At 68.8% G+C, this 16,512-nt stretch carries 13 protein-coding genes; 7 read left to right on the top strand and 6 right to left on the bottom strand.

Annotated elements, in window-relative coordinates:
* Positions 1-47 precede the first annotated feature (47 nt).
* Together ABZV78_RS14545 and ABZV78_RS14540 are read right to left on the bottom strand one after the other, a co-directional pair.
* Positions 48-1,058 (bottom strand): mechanosensitive ion channel domain-containing protein, encoded by a 1,011-nt coding sequence (locus ABZV78_RS14545; protein ID WP_355638671.1) that lies wholly within the window; start codon positions 1,056-1,058, stop codon positions 48-50.
* 311 nt (positions 1,059-1,369) lie between these two features.
* Positions 1,370-2,572: a hypothetical protein gene (locus ABZV78_RS14540; RefSeq protein WP_355638669.1), complete on the bottom strand. Its 1,203-nt coding sequence runs from the start codon at positions 2,570-2,572 to the stop codon at positions 1,370-1,372.
* A 251-nt stretch (positions 2,573-2,823) separates the two neighbouring features.
* Between ABZV78_RS14540 and ABZV78_RS14535 the strand changes: the two genes are divergently transcribed.
* A complete protein-coding gene (locus ABZV78_RS14535) occupies positions 2,824-4,464 on the top strand; it encodes a RecQ family ATP-dependent DNA helicase (protein WP_355638667.1) in 1,641 nt (546 codons plus the stop codon).
* A gap of 756 nt (positions 4,465-5,220) precedes the next feature.
* Positions 5,221-6,045 carry a MarR family transcriptional regulator gene (locus ABZV78_RS14530; protein ID WP_355638665.1) on the top strand — a complete coding sequence of 275 codons (825 nt, stop codon included), beginning with the start codon at positions 5,221-5,223 and terminating at the stop codon, positions 6,043-6,045.
* A gap of 357 nt (positions 6,046-6,402) precedes the next feature.
* On the opposite strand, the gene ABZV78_RS14525 is transcribed toward ABZV78_RS14530, so the two are convergent.
* A complete protein-coding gene (locus ABZV78_RS14525) occupies positions 6,403-7,293 on the bottom strand; it encodes a hypothetical protein (protein WP_355638664.1) in 891 nt (296 codons plus the stop codon).
* A gap of 527 nt (positions 7,294-7,820) precedes the next feature.
* Between ABZV78_RS14525 and ABZV78_RS14520 the strand changes: the two genes are divergently transcribed.
* From ABZV78_RS14520 to ABZV78_RS14505, 4 genes are all read left to right on the top strand, one after another.
* Positions 7,821-8,816: an SRPBCC family protein gene (locus ABZV78_RS14520; RefSeq protein ID WP_355638662.1), complete on the top strand. Its 996-nt coding sequence runs from the start codon at positions 7,821-7,823 to the stop codon at positions 8,814-8,816.
* Entirely contained in the window at positions 8,813-9,988 is a 1,176-nt protein-coding gene (locus ABZV78_RS14515) for a zinc-dependent alcohol dehydrogenase (RefSeq protein WP_355638660.1), read from the top strand. Before ABZV78_RS14520 ends, ABZV78_RS14515 begins: the two co-directional genes overlap by 4 nt.
* A 186-nt stretch (positions 9,989-10,174) precedes the next feature.
* On the top strand, positions 10,175-10,807 hold the full coding sequence (locus tag ABZV78_RS14510; RefSeq protein WP_355638658.1) for a TMEM175 family protein: 633 nt from the start codon (positions 10,175-10,177) through the stop codon (positions 10,805-10,807).
* A gap of 73 nt (positions 10,808-10,880) precedes the next feature.
* Positions 10,881-11,288, top strand: coding sequence for a DUF2267 domain-containing protein (locus ABZV78_RS14505; RefSeq protein ID WP_355638657.1), 408 nt, complete (start codon positions 10,881-10,883; stop codon positions 11,286-11,288).
* Positions 11,289-11,515: 227 nt separating this feature from the next.
* On the opposite strand, the gene ABZV78_RS14500 is transcribed toward ABZV78_RS14505, so the two are convergent.
* Positions 11,516-12,313 (bottom strand): aldo/keto reductase, encoded by a 798-nt coding sequence (locus ABZV78_RS14500; RefSeq protein WP_355638655.1) that lies wholly within the window; start codon positions 12,311-12,313, stop codon positions 11,516-11,518.
* A 286-nt stretch (positions 12,314-12,599) separates the two neighbouring features.
* Here ABZV78_RS14500 and ABZV78_RS14495 point away from each other — a divergent pair, with 286 nt between their 5' ends.
* Positions 12,600-13,181 (top strand): type 1 glutamine amidotransferase domain-containing protein, encoded by a 582-nt coding sequence (locus ABZV78_RS14495; RefSeq protein WP_355638653.1) that lies wholly within the window; start codon positions 12,600-12,602, stop codon positions 13,179-13,181.
* 208 nt (positions 13,182-13,389) lie between these two features.
* Here the strand turns inward: ABZV78_RS14495 and ABZV78_RS14490 are convergent, their stop codons facing one another.
* Both ABZV78_RS14490 and ABZV78_RS14485 read right to left on the bottom strand, forming a co-directional pair.
* Positions 13,390-14,049, bottom strand: coding sequence for a DUF1345 domain-containing protein (locus tag ABZV78_RS14490; protein ID WP_355638651.1), 660 nt, complete (start codon positions 14,047-14,049; stop codon positions 13,390-13,392).
* Between the two features lie 1,402 nt (positions 14,050-15,451).
* On the bottom strand, positions 15,452-16,438 hold the full coding sequence (locus ABZV78_RS14485; protein WP_355638649.1) for a serine hydrolase: 987 nt from the start codon (positions 16,436-16,438) through the stop codon (positions 15,452-15,454).
* Positions 16,439-16,512 lie beyond the last annotated feature (74 nt).

Genomic DNA, 16,512 nt, shown 5'->3' with positions numbered 1-16,512 from the left:
CCACGTACCTTGCCCGTCAAGGCGGGTTTTGTGGGCTTGCCGGGAGGTCAGGGTTTGTACTCGCTGCGGGTGCGGGGGAGCCACTGCGGGTGGTTGTCGCGGATGTAGCGGATCAGGCCTTCGCGGAGGTCGCAGCGGAGGTCCCAGGCGCTGGCCCCGTCGGCGGCTGTGGCCTGCACCTCGATCACGACGCTCGATGCGGTGGCGTCGACCATCTGCAGTACCCACCGGCTCCGGTCCCACAGCGGTGAGGACTCGACGAGCCGTCGGGTCTCCGTGCGCAGGTCCTCGAGGTCGGCGGTGTGGTCCACGTGGATCTGGACCTTGCCGACCACCCGCGCCTCGTGCCGGGACCAGTTCTGGAACGGGCGCTCGGTGAAGTACATCGTCGGCAGGATGAGCATCCGGTCGTCCCACAGCCGGACGACCACGTTGGTCAGCTTGACCTCTTCGACCCGGCCCCACTCGCCCTCGATGACCACCACGTCCCCGACGTGCAGACCGTCCGAGAAGGCGACCTGAATACCGGCGAACGCGTTGCCCAGCGCGGTCCGGGCGGACAGGCCGATGAGCGCGCCGACGACGCCGGCCGAGCCCAGGACGGAGATCCCGAACGCGCGGATGGGCGGGAAGGTGGTCATGATCAGGCCGATGGCCACGATCGTGACCACTACCGCGGTGAAGCGTCGGACGGGGCGGATCTGGGTTCGGGCCCGCCGGATCCGACGGTCCGCGACCACCTCCGGCGGCAGCCGGCTGAAGGTGATGCCCTCGGCGACGTGCAACGCCTTGATCACCAGCCAGGCGACGCTGCCGATGAGCAACAGCCCGATGGCCTGTCGGACGTCGCCGAGCCATCCGGTCGGCCGCGGCGGCAGTGCGAGGTACAGCCCGGTGAGGAGCAGCACGGCGGCCGTCGGACGGCGGCAGGCCTTCCGCAGTGGTCCCAGGACCCACCGGTAGCGACCGTGGTCGACGCGACGGACGAGCCTGCGTGTGCCGATGTCCAGCAGCACGGCCACCGCCAGCGTGGCCAGCATGATCAACGCCGCGCGCATCAGGCGGCGACCGCCGTGGTCTCGACCGTCATCCCGTTGCGCTCCTCGCCCACGTCATGACTACAGAGGACGGGTTACCGCCTGACCCTATGCACACCGGGAGGACACGGAGTATTTCCTGCCAAGAACACCCCTTCCGAGTGGCGCTCATAGCCGCCGGCACTGCGGTGAGAGGCAGCCGACGTGTACGGATCTGATCGGCTGGGTGACACCGGCGACCATGAGCACGAGCACTGTGGTGGGCGCCGAGGAGACATTCCTGGCCACGCGGCCGCCGTCACACAGCCGGCGGTCAGGTGCTTGTGCATCTATCAGTGATTGGCTGGTGGACAGAGGAGCGGCTCAACAACTGGAAGCTCTAGGAGTTCTGGGCAACGGCTGACCATGGAAGGCTCTGGCGAGGGGGACTCGGTTGAGGCTGGGCCGGTGGTCGGGCGCGGCGTTGTGCTCGGGGTCGAATCGGCCGCCCGAACACGACGAGTGGTCGTTTTCGAGTGGGTAGCGGAGTCCGTGGCCCCGGCCGCTGATGTGGCGGCGGTTCCGCGGCTCGCCTCGACTTGACGCGGGATCGATCCGTCTTGTCGTGCCACCCCGCCCGTCGGCGGCGGGGCCGCTTCCGTCGCTGACACGGCTGTAGCGCTGGTCGGCGTCGCCGGGGTGCTCGGGGCGGTCGTGCCGATGGCGCTCGGCGGGTCGACGGTGGCGTTGTGGGGTGCCCCTGCCCGGTACGGCGAGTCGCGCTGTTCCGGTTTCAGCGTGCCGGCGTTCAGCGCCGCGAGTGCCAGTGCGAGGAGGGCGGCGGCGGCTGCGGTGAGACGGCCGGGACGTAGCGGAGTCGGCGTGGCAAGACCTGGCTCTACCGGTGGTGGTGGTAGCGGCCGAGTGCCCTGGTGCACCTTGAGCAGGTTGTCGATCTGCGCGGCGACGGCGGCGCGTTTCCCGGTGGCGGTGGCGAAGGCGAGGGTGAGGTAGAAGCGGAAGTTCATGGTGGCGGTGCCGGGCACGAGCAGCCCGGCGAGCCGGCCCCCGTCGGTGGTGTGTAGCAGCGTGAGTGGGATGTCGGGGTGATGCGCGGGTCCCACCATCGCCGCGTAGCTCCACTCGCGCCGGCGTTGGCGTCCGGAGAAGGCCACCCGATGGTTCGTGACGACGGCCATGCCGGCGTCGACGATCCGCACGGCCCCCGGCAGCGGGCGGCCGGGTGCGCCGACGGTTGCCGCGGCGCCGGCAAGCCCGGGCGTGGGTAGTCCGGGGACGTGGCGTGCCTGCGCCTCGACCAGCTCGACGGTGGGCAGCACCCGGTAGACAACCTCGTCGTCGTCAAGGTCGACCGGCAGACCGGTACGTGGCTGCACACATCCAAGGAACCCGGCGGCCTCGATCCGCAGTCGGATCAGCTCGTCGCGGCGTCGGTCCCAGGCCCCGGCTCGTATGTCGTATTCGCGTCGCCGCCGGTCGTTCTCGCGCTCGGCCCACCTGCTCGGCCATCGGGGGCGCGTCGCCGTTGCGATCATGACGATCGCCGTAATTTCGCCGTCACATTTTGTGCAACTGTTCACGGTCCGGCTGGGAAACGCGTGAGGAGTTCATGCTTCGTATTGCTCCCCAAAAGCACCGATCGGTCTCGCGCCCAATCAGTCGAGTTCGGTGTCCTCGACCGGCTGCACGTCCCCGGCCTGCGCTGGCGTGTGACCGACGACGAGGCGTACGAAGGGCCTTGGGAGGATCTTGGGTCCGTCGGTGCCGTTGGTTAGCATGCCCGTCGATGATGACGATCTTCCGCTCCTGGCGGTTACGCCGCGCGGCCCGTCGACACTTCGGCTGGCCGAGCCTGCGCGACACGCAGATGCGCGCCATGCGGACCCTGCTCGCGGGCCGTGACGCGCTGGTCGTCCTGCCAACCGGGGGCGGGAAGTCCGCGGTGTACCAGGTTCCCGCCACGCTGCTGCGCGGCCCGACAGTGGTGATCTCACCGCTACTGGCACTGCAGCAAGACCAGATACGCAACCTCAACCAGCGTGACGATCCGGCCTTGCGGGCGGTTCGGATCAGTTCCGCGGAGAGCCAGAGCAAGCAGGAGGCCGCGCTGGCCGAGCTGCGCGCGGGCACGGCGAGGTTCCTGTTCATCACCCCGGAGCAGCTCAGCTCGCCGGAACGGCTGGCCCAGGTCCGCGCGCTGCGCCCGGCGCTGGTGGCGGTTGACGAAGCGCATTGCATCTCGTCATGGGGCCACGACTTCCGCCCCGACTACCTGTCTATCGGCCACCTTGTCCGCGGCCTGGGCCGACCACCTGTCGTGGCGCTGACCGCCACGGCCTCGCCGCCGGTGCGCGATGACATCACCACGCGGCTCGGCATGCGCAAGCCGCGACTCGTTCTGTCCGGGTTGGACCGCCCGAACCTCTTCGTGACGGCCACGCACTGCCCCAGCGAGGACTACCGCTGGCGCAGGTTACTCACGCTGCTCAAGGAGGCCGACCCGCCCGGCATCGTGTACGTGCCGACCCGGCGCGCCGCCGAGGACCTCGCGCAACGGCTGTCCGACGCAGGTTATCCCGCACAGGCCTACCACGGTGGCATGGCGGCCGGGTTACGTCGGAGCCGCCACGAAGACTTCCTCGCCGACCGGGTGCCGATCATGGTCGCCACGTCGGCGTTCGGCATGGGCATCGACAAGCCGAACATCCGCTGGGTGGCACACGTGGCGCTGCCCGACTCACCGGACAGCTACCTTCAGGAGATCGGGCGAGCAGGGCGCGACGGTGAGCCGGCCAGGGCGTTGCTGCTCTACCGAGCCGAGGACATCGCCCTGCAACGCTTCTTCAACGGCGGCGCACCTGACCTGAACGAGCTGCGAACGGTCGCCGCTACCCTGCATGCCGGCCCGGTGACCCGCTCCGCGCTGGCCAAGGCCACCGGCCTGAGCCCGCGCAAGCTCGCCAGCCACATCAGCCTGCTCGAGCAGGTCGGGGCGGCCACGACCGGGCCGAGAGGCGAACTGAGGGCCGGCCCGTATGCCCCGCTTCCCGACCAGGCGGCGCGGGAGGCGCTGGCCGAGTACGGCCGCTACCAGGCCGGGCAGCGCTCCCGCACCGACATGATGCGCCGCTTCGCCGAGAGCCCCGGTTGCCGGATGCAGTCGCTGCTCGGCTACTTCGGCGAGCAGCTCAGCCAACCCTGCGGCCACTGCGACAACTGCGAGGGCGGCACCTCCGAAGCGCTTTCCGGCGACGGCCCGTACCCACTCCACAGCCTGGTGCGGCACCCCAAATGGGGATCAGGCATGGTCCTCGGGTACGAGAAGGACCGCATGACGGTGCTCTTCGACGAGGTCGGCTACAAGACCCTGTCCGTTTCTGTCGTGCAGGCGCAGGGCCTGCTGGCGCTGGAGGCAAATCCCCGGTAAGGACCGGGTCGAGACCGGCCCCGCCTCGAAGAACTCTTCCCACCGCGATCTCTTCCTCAACGAGGTATCCGCCGACTACAGCTATCCCGCGTCTCGAGTGCGGGTCGTGCTCGCTGAATCCTCGTCCGAGAGCCGGAAGTGCGTCGTCGCGCTGGCAACCTGTCTTGACCTGCTCGCACCTGGGTGAGCGGGACCGGCGGCGGACGGCCGTCGGATCCTGTCCCGTGGCCCTCACCGTAGCTGTAACGGGCAGCGACGGACCAACCCTGATCCACAGGGGACGCGGGCGACCCGCGGCCACCCACCCCGGACGGGACGATAGGACCCACCCTCCCCGTCGTTCCGTCCGGCCTTGCCCGCTCCCACTCGCAACAGCGACCACTAGCGCTGCCGCAGAGCAATTGGCAGGTGACGACGCTGTGATCCTCATGTCTGACTATGGGCATGCGGGCGACTCGACTGGTGAGCGCTCGTGGCCGGGGAGCACGCCAGTCCTATCGCCTCGTCCCTTGGCCCCGCACCAGTCCGCTGCCCCCAGCTCCACGAGCCGGCCGCTCGACCTGACACCTACAGTCACCCTAGGCGCGAATCCTTCGTGGCAGATCAGCAAGACCGCGCGCCTCGCGGCATGAGAGTGAGGCTGATCTTGGCTGGATTGATGTCGGCCGGAGTTGTCGCATCCGGGCCGCGTTGTTCGTAGCTCGTGTGAGAGGCCGCCCACGAGCCCGCGGTCGCGACCAAAGGAGATGCCGACCGATGCAGCACCCACTGGCGAAGATCCACCGCATGTTCGAGCTCGTCGAGCCGATCGCCACCGTCACCTTCTCCGAGGTGCCGAACGAGGCGTTCCTGGCCTTGGGCATGCGCAACTACTGGGACGGGTACTTCGCGGGCCGGGCCGCGCCGCTGGGCTTGGCGCCGGCCGCGGTGGTGCACGCGGTCTTCTACAACTTCGCCGACGGCGAGGTGGCGCGCCACATCCCGTGGGTCTGGGGGAAGATCACCCCGCAGGAGGCGATCGCGGTGCGCGAGCGGGGCAGCGCCGCAGCGCTGCGGCAGAGGATCGGGCAGCTCGCCGACTCGCCCGGTCTGGTGCGGGCCGCCGGCCTGGCCACCCGGGCAGCGGTCAGCGCGCCGACCGAGGGCCGCGCGCTGTACGCCGGGCTGCGGGCGCTCGACGTGCCCGAGGAGCCGGTGGCCAGGCTCTGGCACGCGGCGACGCTGCTGCGGGAGCACCGCGGGGACGGCCACAACGCCGCCCTCCTCACCCACGGCATCGGCGGCACCGAGGCCCACGTCCTGCTCGCCCTGTCCCTCGGCATGAGGGCGGAGGAGTTCGGCCGGACCCACCACCTGCCCAAGGCACAGCTCGCCGGTGTCGTCGACGGGTTGCGCCGCCGCGGCCTCGTGGACGCAGCCGGCGGGTTCACCGACGCCGGCCGGGAAACCAAGGAGCGGATCGAGGCCCTCACCGACGAGCTGGCGGCGCCGGCGTATGACGTGCTCACCGCCGACGAACTCGACGAGCTGATCGCGGGGCTCGAGCCGATCGCCGCCGCGGCACAGGAAGTCGACGACTGAGCAGGCGCGTCAGGCGACGGCCACGAGATCAGACGGTTGCTGCGCGCGGTCCAGCGCCAGTTGGCTACGGAGGTGGACGAGATTTTGGGCTGTGCCCATCCATGAGGTGTGCCCGTGTGGAGTTCCCGCGGCCGGGTGGGCTCGTTGACAGCCCGGGCCCACCGGGCCCAGGCAGGGTGATTGTCAGCCGATCGGGATGACGCCGATCACGCGCAGCCCGGGTTGGGGATCGGTTCGTGTCGATCCTGACACATGCCCAAACCCAATACTCGAGGTCAAGCCCTGTCTCGAGGTGCTGGGTGCCGAGATGACTCGACTCGACTGGTGATCGCTCGTGGCCGGGGGAGTGGACGCCGGTCAGCTCTGCCGACGTTGTCCCTGCGGTCCTACCAGCCGCGCCGTGACCTGTCTCAGTGGCTGGCTGTTGTTGACGACCTTCTTCATTCTCTGCCACGCCGTTCGGGCTGGAGATCCGCCCAGCACGCCGCCCAGACCCCCACTGCCGCCAGCCGCCGCCGCGCCGTTCTGAGCCAGTTGCTGAGTGGTCTGTCCGAGTTGTTGGCCGACCTGCTGGGTGGTCTGCTGCAGCGTCTGCGACAGCGGCCCATTGGGCCCCAGCGCCTCCTGCGCCGTCTGCCCGACGTGGTCGAGCGTCCGCGCTAGCGGCCCCTGTGGCCCGAGCACCTGTTGAGCTGTCTGCCCGACCTGGTTCACGGCAGTGTCCACCGTCTTGACCAGCGACTCGATGATCTGAGGGTTGCGCTCGATGGTGCGGAGGGCGCTGTCGAGAATGCCCCGGAGCTCTTCGAGCCGAACCTCGAGCATCGCCTCGGCCTCAACGCCCTTGATATCGATCTTCACCGTGCCGAGCTGCGCCTGAACGCCCACGTCGAGTTGGAGCAGGCTACCCAGTCGGGCTCGCAATGAGACGGAGGCGTCCAGGTCGTCGACCTCGACGTAGATCTGTTCGACCTTGGCCTGCGGGATCTGGAGGACGACGTCTGGGTCTGACATTGTCTTGCTGCTGTGCCCGCCAGCCGGCTGGGGAAGTTCGTGCTCACCACGCTGCGGGGCCGCGGGGTAGTTGCCCGGCCGCTCGGCACCCGTTGGCCCGCCGGCGGGACCGAGGTTCTGGCCACGACCGGCCACTCCCGCGCCCTCCTCGGCGTCGCGCTGTCGATCGACCTGCTCGCACGGTTGCGCGGGCGACTCCCGTGCGCCCCTGCCCCGGCTCTCCGGTTCGGCCATCCCGCACTCCTCGGGCCTCGCCTCGCATGCGGACCGGATGGAGCCCAACATCGGTATGTGGCTCCGATCCTCGGCCCACCCCCTCGGACCGGGTCGCGGTCTACCCGTGTGCCGAAGCATCAAACGGCTCAGCGGTGCGGCCGAGGAGACGGCGGATCAGCTGCGCCTGAAAGCGAGGGGCAAGCAGGTGATCACCTGCTCCCACCCGTGCCCGCGCGCTCACGGGGAGCCAACGACAGGCAAAGCTGCGCCACCGGGTCGTTCATGGCTGTGTGCGCCCGGGGCTGGCCGTCTATCAGGTGATCCAGGGAGTGGGCAGCGGCCTGCGCCTTCGCCTGCGGCGTGGTGGCTGATTCCGTCGGGCTGGCCCTCTGCGCCGCCCGGGCCTGAAGTGCAGTCTCCGTCAGCGGTCGATTTGGCGGGGGTTCAGGTGGTCTGCGGCGGGTATGCCGGCCCGACTAGTTCGCCGCCCCGGTTCGCCATGACCGGGATGCTCGGCAAGGTGCGATCGGATACGGAGGCTACCCGTGACTCGACTGGCAGTCCGAGAGGAAGCGAAGGCCAGGCAGGAGGAGGTGCAGCGGCGGGGGCGCGGGCTCGGCTGGATGAGTCTCGGTCTGGGCGTGGCACAGCTGGCAGCGCCGGACACGGTGCGCCGGATCAGCGGCGTCGACGACTCCCCGACGTCTCGGGCGGTGGTGCCGCTCGTCGGGGCGCGGGAGCTGGTACACGCGGCCGGGCTCCTGACGAGCCGGCGGAAGAGCGCCTGGACGTGGACCCGTGTCGTGGGCGACGCGATGGACCTGACCTCGCTCGGAATGGCCATCGCTCACCGGGGCGGGCGCCGCCGGCGGCGGCTCCTTGGTGTCACTGGCGCCGTCCTCGGGATCGCGGTGCTGGATGTACTGACCGCCGTGCAAGCCACTCGGGCGAAGGAGATCGGCTCCGCGCCGGTACGGGGCGCACGCAAAGGAGGACCCATGGAGCTGACAGCGACGACAACCGTTCGCAAACCCCCATCGGAGGTCTACGCGTTCTGGCGCGATCTGGGCAATCTCCCGACGTTCATGGCTCATCTCCAGGAGGTCCGCGCCACCGGTGAGCGTACGAGCCATTGGTCCGCGAGCGCTCCGTTCGGCACGAACGTCGAGTGGGACGCCGAGATCATCGACGAGGAGACCGGCGAGAAGATCGCGTGGCGGTCGACCGGGAACGCCGACGTGCCGAACGCAGGTACGGTTCGGTTCGTGCCCGCCCCGGACGGTGTGAGCACCGAGGTGCACGTCGTCCTGACCTACGACATCCCCGGCGGCGCCGTCGGCAAGGCGGTCGCCAAGTACTTCGGCGAGGAACCGCACCAGCAGCTCGACGACGATCTGCGCCGGCTCAAGCAGGTGCTGGAGACCGGCGAGGTGATCCGCTCCGACGGCGCCCCGTGGGGCAAGCTGGCCCGCAAGGAGTTCCCGCAGCGTCCGGCGCAACCGCTGTCGGCTTCCGACCTCGCGAAGGGCGCGGACGCGTGAGGGCGAACACCTGGGTGGGCCGCAACAAGGTCAAGGTCCGTGACGTACCGGACCCGAAGATCCTGAACAAGCGCGATGCCATCGTACGGATCACGTCCACCGCGATCTGTGGCTCGGACCTGCACCTGATCGATGGGTATGTGCCCACGATGCAGGACGGCGACGTCATCGGCCACGAGTTCATGGGTGAGGTGATCGAGGTCGGATCGGGAGTGCCCGCGGACAAGCTACGGGTCGGCGACCGGGTTGTCGTGCCGTTCCCGATCGCCTGCGGCGCGTGCGGTGCCTGCGCCGCCGAGCTGTACTCCTGCTGCGAGAACTCCAACCCCAACGCCGGGATCGCGGAGAAAATGTTCGGTCATCCGGTCGCCGGGATCTTCGGCTATTCGCACCTGACGGGCGGCTTCGCGGGCGGTCAGGCGCAGTACGCGCGGGTGCCGTTCGCCGACGTCGGTCCGTTGAAGATCGAGTCCGATCTGAGCGACGAGCAGGTGCTGTTCCTCTCCGACATCCTGCCCACCGGCTACATGGGTGCCGACTTGTGTGACATCCAGTCCACCGACGTGGTGGCGGTGTGGGGCGCCGGCCCGGTCGGCCAGTTCGCCATGGACAGCGCCCGGGTGCTCGGCGCCGCGAAGGTGATCGCCATCGACAAGGAGCCGTACCGGCTGCAGATGGCGGAACGGGCGGGCTACACGACGATCAATTTTGAGGACGTGGACGTGCGGTCCCGGCTGCTGGAACTGACCGGTGGGCGGGGACCGGACAAGTGCATCGACGCGGTGGGCCAGGAGGCCAGCCACGGCAGTGCACACGTCCACGCCTACGACCGGGCCAAGCAGGCGGTCCGCTTGGAGACCGAGCGCCCGCACGCGCTGCGGCAGGCGATCATGTCGTGCCGCAGCGGTGGCATCGTATCGGTGATCGGCGTGTACGGCGGCTTCCTGGACAAGTTCCCCTCCGGCGCGTGGATGAACCGAGCGCTGACCCTGCGTACCGGGCAATGCCACGTACAGCGCTACATGAAGCCGCTGCTGCAGCGCATCGAACGCGGCGAGATCGATCCGACCCGGGTCATCACCCACACCCTGCCGCTCGACGAGGCGGAACGCGGCTTCGACATCTTCAAGAACAAGCAGGACCACTGCGAGAAGGTCGTCCTCAAACCCTGACGACCACCCGCATCCGGCGACCGCGGAATGCACGGTCGCCGGATGCGGCGTCTGTCGGGAGGCGCATACTGATTCGCATCACGGGCGGCGGGTGCCTGGGTGTTTCCCGCGGACGACCCGGGGTAGGCACGCTCGGTGAGCGGGCCAGAAACGGAGCTAGGCACCCGGTCGGACACCAGCCGTGCCGTGGCGTTCAGCGACGCCATCTTCGCCATCATCATCACGCTGCTGGTCCTGGATCTCCGGGTGCCGGACGTCCCGCCCGGCCGCCTCCTGTCCGGACTGCTCAGCCAGTGGCCGTCGTACGTCGCGTATCTTGCGTCCTACTCGTACGTGGCCGTCGTCTGGCTCAACCACAAGGCGGCATTCAACCGCATCCAGCAGACCGATCGCGGCCTGCACTGGATGAACCTGTTCGTGCTGTTCACCACGGCGCTGCTGCCGTTTCCGACCATCGTCGTGTCGCACGCCCTCCAGGAGCACGACAAGGCGGACCAGCGTGTGGCGATCGCCTTCTACGCGCTGATCGGCGCGTTGTTGTGCGCGACTTGGCTGGCGTTCTACCACTACCTGGCCCGGCACCCCGACCTGCTGAAGGAACAGGTCAAGCACGAGTTCTTCCGCGTCGAGCGGATCCGGGCCCTCGCCGGGGTCCTCCTGTACGCCCTCGCGGGGGTGCTCGGCTACCTGGTGACGCCGCTGGTCGGCCTCGCCATCTTCCTCCTCCTGCCCGCCTTCTACGCCGTCACCAGCGCCGGCCTGTACCAGTTTCGGGTGACCCGCCGGATCAGCCACCGCCCTCCGCCACCATCCGGCTGAGGGCGGGCGGACGGCCGTTTCACCCCGGTGGGCGCGGGTACCCGCCGCAATCAGGTTCGAGAGGGGATCCCAGGTGAACTACACCGAGTTCATCCAGTCCGTGGCAGCGCGACCGAAGGTTCCGCCGGGGCAGGCGGAACCGATCACCCGGGCCACGCTCGAGACGTTGGCAGAACGGATCACTGGCGGCCAGGCGAGGGACCTCGCTTCTCAGCTCCCTGAGGAGCTGCGAGGGCTGGTGGACAGGCCCACTGAAGATCCGGAACGGTTCGGGCTCGCCGAATTCTTCCAACGGGTGCAGTCACGGGCCGGGGTGGATCGCCAGGTGGCCACCGACGCAGCACGGGCGGTGCTGGATACCCTTCGCGAGTCGGCCAGCGCGAAGGAGTACGGGGACCTTGTCGACCAGTTGCCGCAGGAGTTCTGGCAGTTGACCGGGCCGGGGACGGGACGGCTCGAGCCCCGCCGGGTCGGCACCTAGCTCGGTCGGGCGCGCGGACCCGCCAGAAAGCTCCGGCGGTAACGGCAGAGGCGCCGCTACCATACCGAGGTGCGGGCCAGTACTCCGTCGCGTACAAGCTGGTGGCGTCGGTCGGCCCGCAGGCTGACCGACCGACGCCAATGACCGTCACCGTCGGCCACCGCCCTCCACCGTCGGATGGCGCCGCTCGATCTAACACGCGCCGTCCACCGAAACGGTGGGTGACGCTACAACATCTCCAGCGGTTGCGGGCCGGCCGGCGGCGGGAACGCCGTGTCGAGTGCCGCAACGTCCTCCTCGCTCAGATGCAGGTCGCGCGCTTCCGCGTTCTCACGGGTATGTTCCGGGTTGGACGATCGAGGGGTGGCCGCAACCCTCTCCTGCCGCAGTAGCCAGGCCAGCGCAACCTGGGCGGGCGTGGCCTCGTGCCGGGCGGCGACCTCCGCGACCTGGGGGTGGCCGAGCAGTCGGCCCTGCTCGATCGGCGAGTACGCCATCACCGGGATTCGGTGCTCGCGTAGCCACGGCAGCAGGTCGTACTCGGGACCCCGGCGGGTGAGGTTGTACAGGATCTGGTTGGTCGCGCAGGAGTCCCCGCCCGCCTCGAGTAGATCCGTCATGTCGGAAAGATCGAAGTTGCTCACGCCCCACTGCCCGATGTCACCGGCGTCGACGAGTTCGGCGAACGCCTCGATCGTCTCCGCGAGTGGATGTGTGCCGCGCCAGTGCAGGAGGTAGAGGTCGATGTGGTCGACGCCGAGTCGTTGCAGGCTGCGGCGGCAGGCCTGCACGGTTCCTCGTCGGCTGGCGTTGGACGGCAGCACCTTGTCGACCAGAAAGACGTCGGCGCGTCGTCCGATGATCGCCTCGCCGACGAGTTCCTCGGAGGCGCCGTCACCGTACATCTCCGCGGTGTCGATCATGGTCATGCCCAGGTCCAGCCCGGCGCGTAGGGCGGCTATCTCGTCCCGCCGCCTTCCGGGGCGCTCGCCCAGATACCACGTTCCCTGGCCGAGCACAGGCATGGTCTGGCCGGACGGTAGCTCGATCGCGGCAGCAGCGAGAGTCATGGCGGCCCTTTCCGGGAGCCTGAGTACCAATGGGTTGGGTGCGTTACCCGCTGCAACCAGGCAGCACGCTCTCGTAGCGCGACCTTTCTCCGCGCAGGCCCTGTCTGAGCCGCAGGCATATGGGTGTCCGTCCCCGAGCGGCGTTCGCTGTCCTGTTTCCCGGTGCTCACACCGGGAAGGCGACCGCGAGCGAACGATGCGCCGCCGACGGGGCGGCGCCGCGAAGGGGAAGGCCGCGGAAATGGCGCAGAGCCAGCAGCCACTGACCGGCAAGCGAGTCGCTTCTCTCGCCGCCGACGGGGTGGAGGACGTGGAGTACACCCAGTCCCGGGCCGCCGCGGAGCAGGCGGGCGCCGAGGTACACCTGATCTCATTGAATTCCGGCGAGATCCAGTCGATGAACCAGGACATCAACCCGGCCAACCGCTATCGGGTGGACCGGACCGTGAACGAGGCCAATGCGGCCGACTACGACGCCCTGGTGCTGCCGGGCGGGACGGTCAACCCCGACCGGCTCCGGATGAACCCGCAGGCGATGGACTTCGTCCGGGCGTTCTTTCAGCAACAGAAGCCGGTGGCAGCGATCTGCCACGGCCCCTGGTCGTTGGTCGAAACCGGGATGGTCAACGGCCGGACCGTCACTTCGTTCCCCAGCCTGCGCACCGACATCCGCAACGCGGGCGGGAACTGGGTGGACCAACAGGTGCAGGTAGACAACGGCCTGGTCACCAGCCGCAGCCCCAGCGACCTTCCGGCCTTCTGCGCCAAGATGGTCGAGGAATTCGCCGAGGGCAAACACGTCCGCCAGATGGCGACAGCCTGACCCGAGCGGGGGCTCCAGACCGGGAGGATCAGCCTCGCCCTGGAGCCACGACCCGGCGGGTAGCCCCGCCACCGGATCTCGCGCCGCTTCGGATGCTTCCCGCCACCTCCTGCCAGCCTGCCGATCCAGGAGTACGGCTGCGCTTGGGCCCGGCTAGCATCTATGCGCTTTCGCCCTGCTTCCTGAAGTCGAAGCCGGCGAACGGGGGTCATGACTGGCCCAGGTTGGTGACCAGATTGATGGCGACGGCCAGGATGCCGGTTCCGAAGGCGTACGAGAGCAGCGCGTGCCCGAGCGCGACCCTGCGCATGCGGTTGCTGGTCGGTTCGTTCTCGCCCGGGGCGAAGGACATGCCAACCGTGAAGGCGACGTATGCGAAGTCGGCGTACGTCGGGCCGTCGTCCCGCTTGAAGTCGAAGCCGCCGTCTTCGTCGAGGTAGTACAGCCGGGCGTACTTGAATGCGAAGACGGTGTTCACCAGCGCCCATGCCAGGACCACCGCGACCACGCTGAGGATCACCAGAGCGACAGCCGTGATGTCCTGCTCGTCCGAGGCGCGGACGAGCGCCTCGGCCACTGCGGCGATACTGATAACGCACGCGATGAGGATCGCCGTATCGGTGGAACGTGAGTGCCGCTCCGCTTCGGCGAGTTCCTCGGTGCGCTCGGGGCTCGCCGACCAGCAGACCCGCCATACCCACACGAGGATCGTGCCCGCCGCGATCGTCCAGGTCACCAACGGCGTCAGCTCCGGCGCCCCGGCCAGCGCGGTGGCCGTCCCGGCGATGACACCGGCGGCTAGCGCCCACAGGGCGCGCCTGACGGACAGCAGACGTTCCAGCGCCGGCCGTCGCGATCGCTGCTCCACCTCTTCAGAGTTCCGGCTCGACCTGGTAGCGCCGGGGAAACCCTTAGCGATCACCGGATCGGGGTGCATTCAGGATGGCGGGAGGCCGGCGATCGGTGTTCGGACCGGGCTGGGCCGCTGAGCGACAACTTCAGTCAGCAAAAACTCTGGCGTCTCCTATCATGTGGCCAGCGCCGTGCCGGCAAGCAGGGTCTGGCGTGATCGGAACGAAGCGGCAAGTGCGTCGTGTCGGTGAGCGAGGCGCACAGGACGGCCCCGCCCGCCCGGCCGAACTGCGTGATGTTCCACTGCAGGAAGCGGGCGTAGATCATTGCCTCACCCCGGATGACCCGGTCAATGTGTGTCCAGCAGGCATCGACGTCGCCGTGGATGCCGGGGGTTGACGCTCCTATCTCTGTCAACTGCCGGCTACGGCAGGCGGTCAACGACGGAGCACCTGCTGCTGCAGGAGTCCAGAACCGATTCGTCATGCATAGGCCACCCCGAGGTAAGGGCGGCACGGGACGCAGCGGCGACGCCGTTCTCACCCTCGCCACCGCACGTGGATTCTGACATACCCGCGGCCGTTGACAACCCTGGTTGTCGAGCGGACCCTGAAGTCGGAGGCCACTGATGAGGGAGCCGATCATGCGGGAGCTGACGTCGGACGAGCGACAGGAACTACGGCGGGAACTGGGTGCTGTAGCGGCTGACTGGGCGCAGCGGCTGCACAATTCCGATGTGGATGCGCGGGGCGGCGCTGCCCAGGAGCGAAGCTCCGCGGAGCGGATGCGGGCTCACCTCGCGCGGATGGCGGCAGGTGAGCACATGCGTCGCGTTCTCGCTGACCTCGTGTCCGCCAGCGCCGAGGAAGCGGTGCAGCACGGTGCCGGCTATCCCGAGCTTGGCGCGGCGGTAGGCGCCAGTCGGCAGGCCGCGCGTAAGCGATGGCCTGGCCTCTCGAAGAGGCGGGCTGCCGAGTGGAAGCAACCGCCTGGGGGCATCGGCTGGGCTGGCAGCCATCTGAGAGGTCCGGGACCGTTTTCGGGGACATGAGGGGCCTGGCTTGTCATCCGTGGCTGACATCAACGGTCGCGGCAGAGGCCGGATGAGCATGGACGACCATCGGATCTGAGTTGAGCCCGTTGGACGTCAGCGGGCATTGCGACCTTTGCCGAAAGCGCCTAATAGCGAGGAGTCGCAAGTTCGAAGCCTGCCGCGCCCACCACCAATCACCAGCGAATCCGCCCCCAAGAAAATCGCTTCCCGGCGGTGACAGCGGTAGCGGTCACGAGAGCCGTCCGTCGAGCTTCCCGAGCGCCTGCCGCATGACATCAAGGTTGGCGTGCGAGTAAATCTTGACAGCGATCTTCACGTCGGCGTGCCGGGCGATGACCTGGACGACATGTGGCGGGACGTGCCGTCAAGCCATCGCGGGAAGGATGACCCGTTCCAGCACCGTGAGCGGGGTCCGCCACTGGTCGGGGTCGTCGTAGTTGCCAGCGGTGATAGCCACGGTGAGGTCCAGGTCGGGCAGGACGAACAGGCGCTGGCCGCCGTTGCCCATGCCGGCCGCCAGCCGATGGCCCTCGATGGATTCGATGTACCACTGGTAGCCGTACTGCGCGCCCCAGCTGGTCTGCAGGCGTGGCTGGAGCATCGTGCGGATCCAGTCGGCGGGGACGACCGGCTGACCGTCCCAGGTTCCCTCGGCCAGCACCAGCTCGCCGAGCCTGGCCAGGTCGCGGGGCGCAAGTCGCAGCCCGGACGCGGCGGAGGCCACTGCGTCCGCGCCGGTCATCCACTCGAAGCTGCCGATGCCCAGCGGCGCGAACAGCACGGCCTGCGCGTACTGCGGCAGTGACTGCCCGGTGCCGTCGGCGATCAGTCGGCCGAGCAATGCCGTGGCACCGCCGCAGTAGGTCCATCGGGTGCCGGGCGGCTCGAGGATCGGCCGCTCCAGGATGTACCGGTACCGGTCCGGCGCCAGCTCCATCGCGATCTCGGCGTTGGCCGGGCTGTTGTACGGAAGATCCTCGCGCCATTCCACGCCCAACGACATTGTCAGCGCGTGCTCGACGGTAAGCCGGGCACGCTGGGGGTCGACCGCCAGGTCGGGGTACTGCGGGAACAGCCGCAGGAGCGGCTCCGCCGGCGGCGGGACCAGCCCTTCGCCGAGCGCAATGCCGTACAACAGCACGGTCACGCTCTTAGTGACGGAGCGGATGTCGTGCAGCGTCTCAGGCCCGAACTCGACGACGCCCAGCGAATCGCCCCAGGCGAAGTCCTCGCCGGCTCTGTAGTACTCCAGCAAGGTTTGACCACCGCAAACCGCCGCGACGGCGTGCAGACCGCCGACCTGGCCAGCTTGGAGTATGTGGTCGAGACGGTCACGCAACTGCGTCGTCATGGGCACTCCGAGGGAGCGATGGCGGTCGGCGGAACAGCATGCTCGTTATACCGGACAGCTGCGAACGGGCTACC

Source organism: Micromonospora sp. NPDC004540, from assembly GCF_040610095.1.
Taxonomy (GTDB): Bacteria; Actinomycetota; Actinomycetes; order Mycobacteriales; family Micromonosporaceae; genus Micromonospora.
This window is presented reverse-complemented; position numbering and strand designations above follow the sequence as displayed.

Coding starts and splice junctions, on each gene's coding strand:
- ABZV78_RS14485 (WP_355638649.1), bottom strand. CDS start 16,438: ATGACGACGCAGTTGCGTGACCGTCTCGACCACATACTCCAAGCTGGC.
- ABZV78_RS14545 (WP_355638671.1), bottom strand. CDS start 1,058: ATGCGCGCGGCGTTGATCATGCTGGCCACGCTGGCGGTGGCCGTGCTG.
- ABZV78_RS14500 (WP_355638655.1), bottom strand. CDS start 12,313: ATGCCTGTGCTCGGCCAGGGAACGTGGTATCTGGGCGAGCGCCCCGGA.
- ABZV78_RS14525 (WP_355638664.1), bottom strand. CDS start 7,293: ATGGCCGAACCGGAGAGCCGGGGCAGGGGCGCACGGGAGTCGCCCGCG.
- ABZV78_RS14530 (WP_355638665.1), top strand. CDS start 5,221: ATGCAGCACCCACTGGCGAAGATCCACCGCATGTTCGAGCTCGTCGAG.
- ABZV78_RS14540 (WP_355638669.1), bottom strand. CDS start 2,572: ATGATCGCAACGGCGACGCGCCCCCGATGGCCGAGCAGGTGGGCCGAG.
- ABZV78_RS14535 (WP_355638667.1), top strand. CDS start 2,824: ATGATGACGATCTTCCGCTCCTGGCGGTTACGCCGCGCGGCCCGTCGA.
- ABZV78_RS14495 (WP_355638653.1), top strand. CDS start 12,600: ATGGCGCAGAGCCAGCAGCCACTGACCGGCAAGCGAGTCGCTTCTCTC.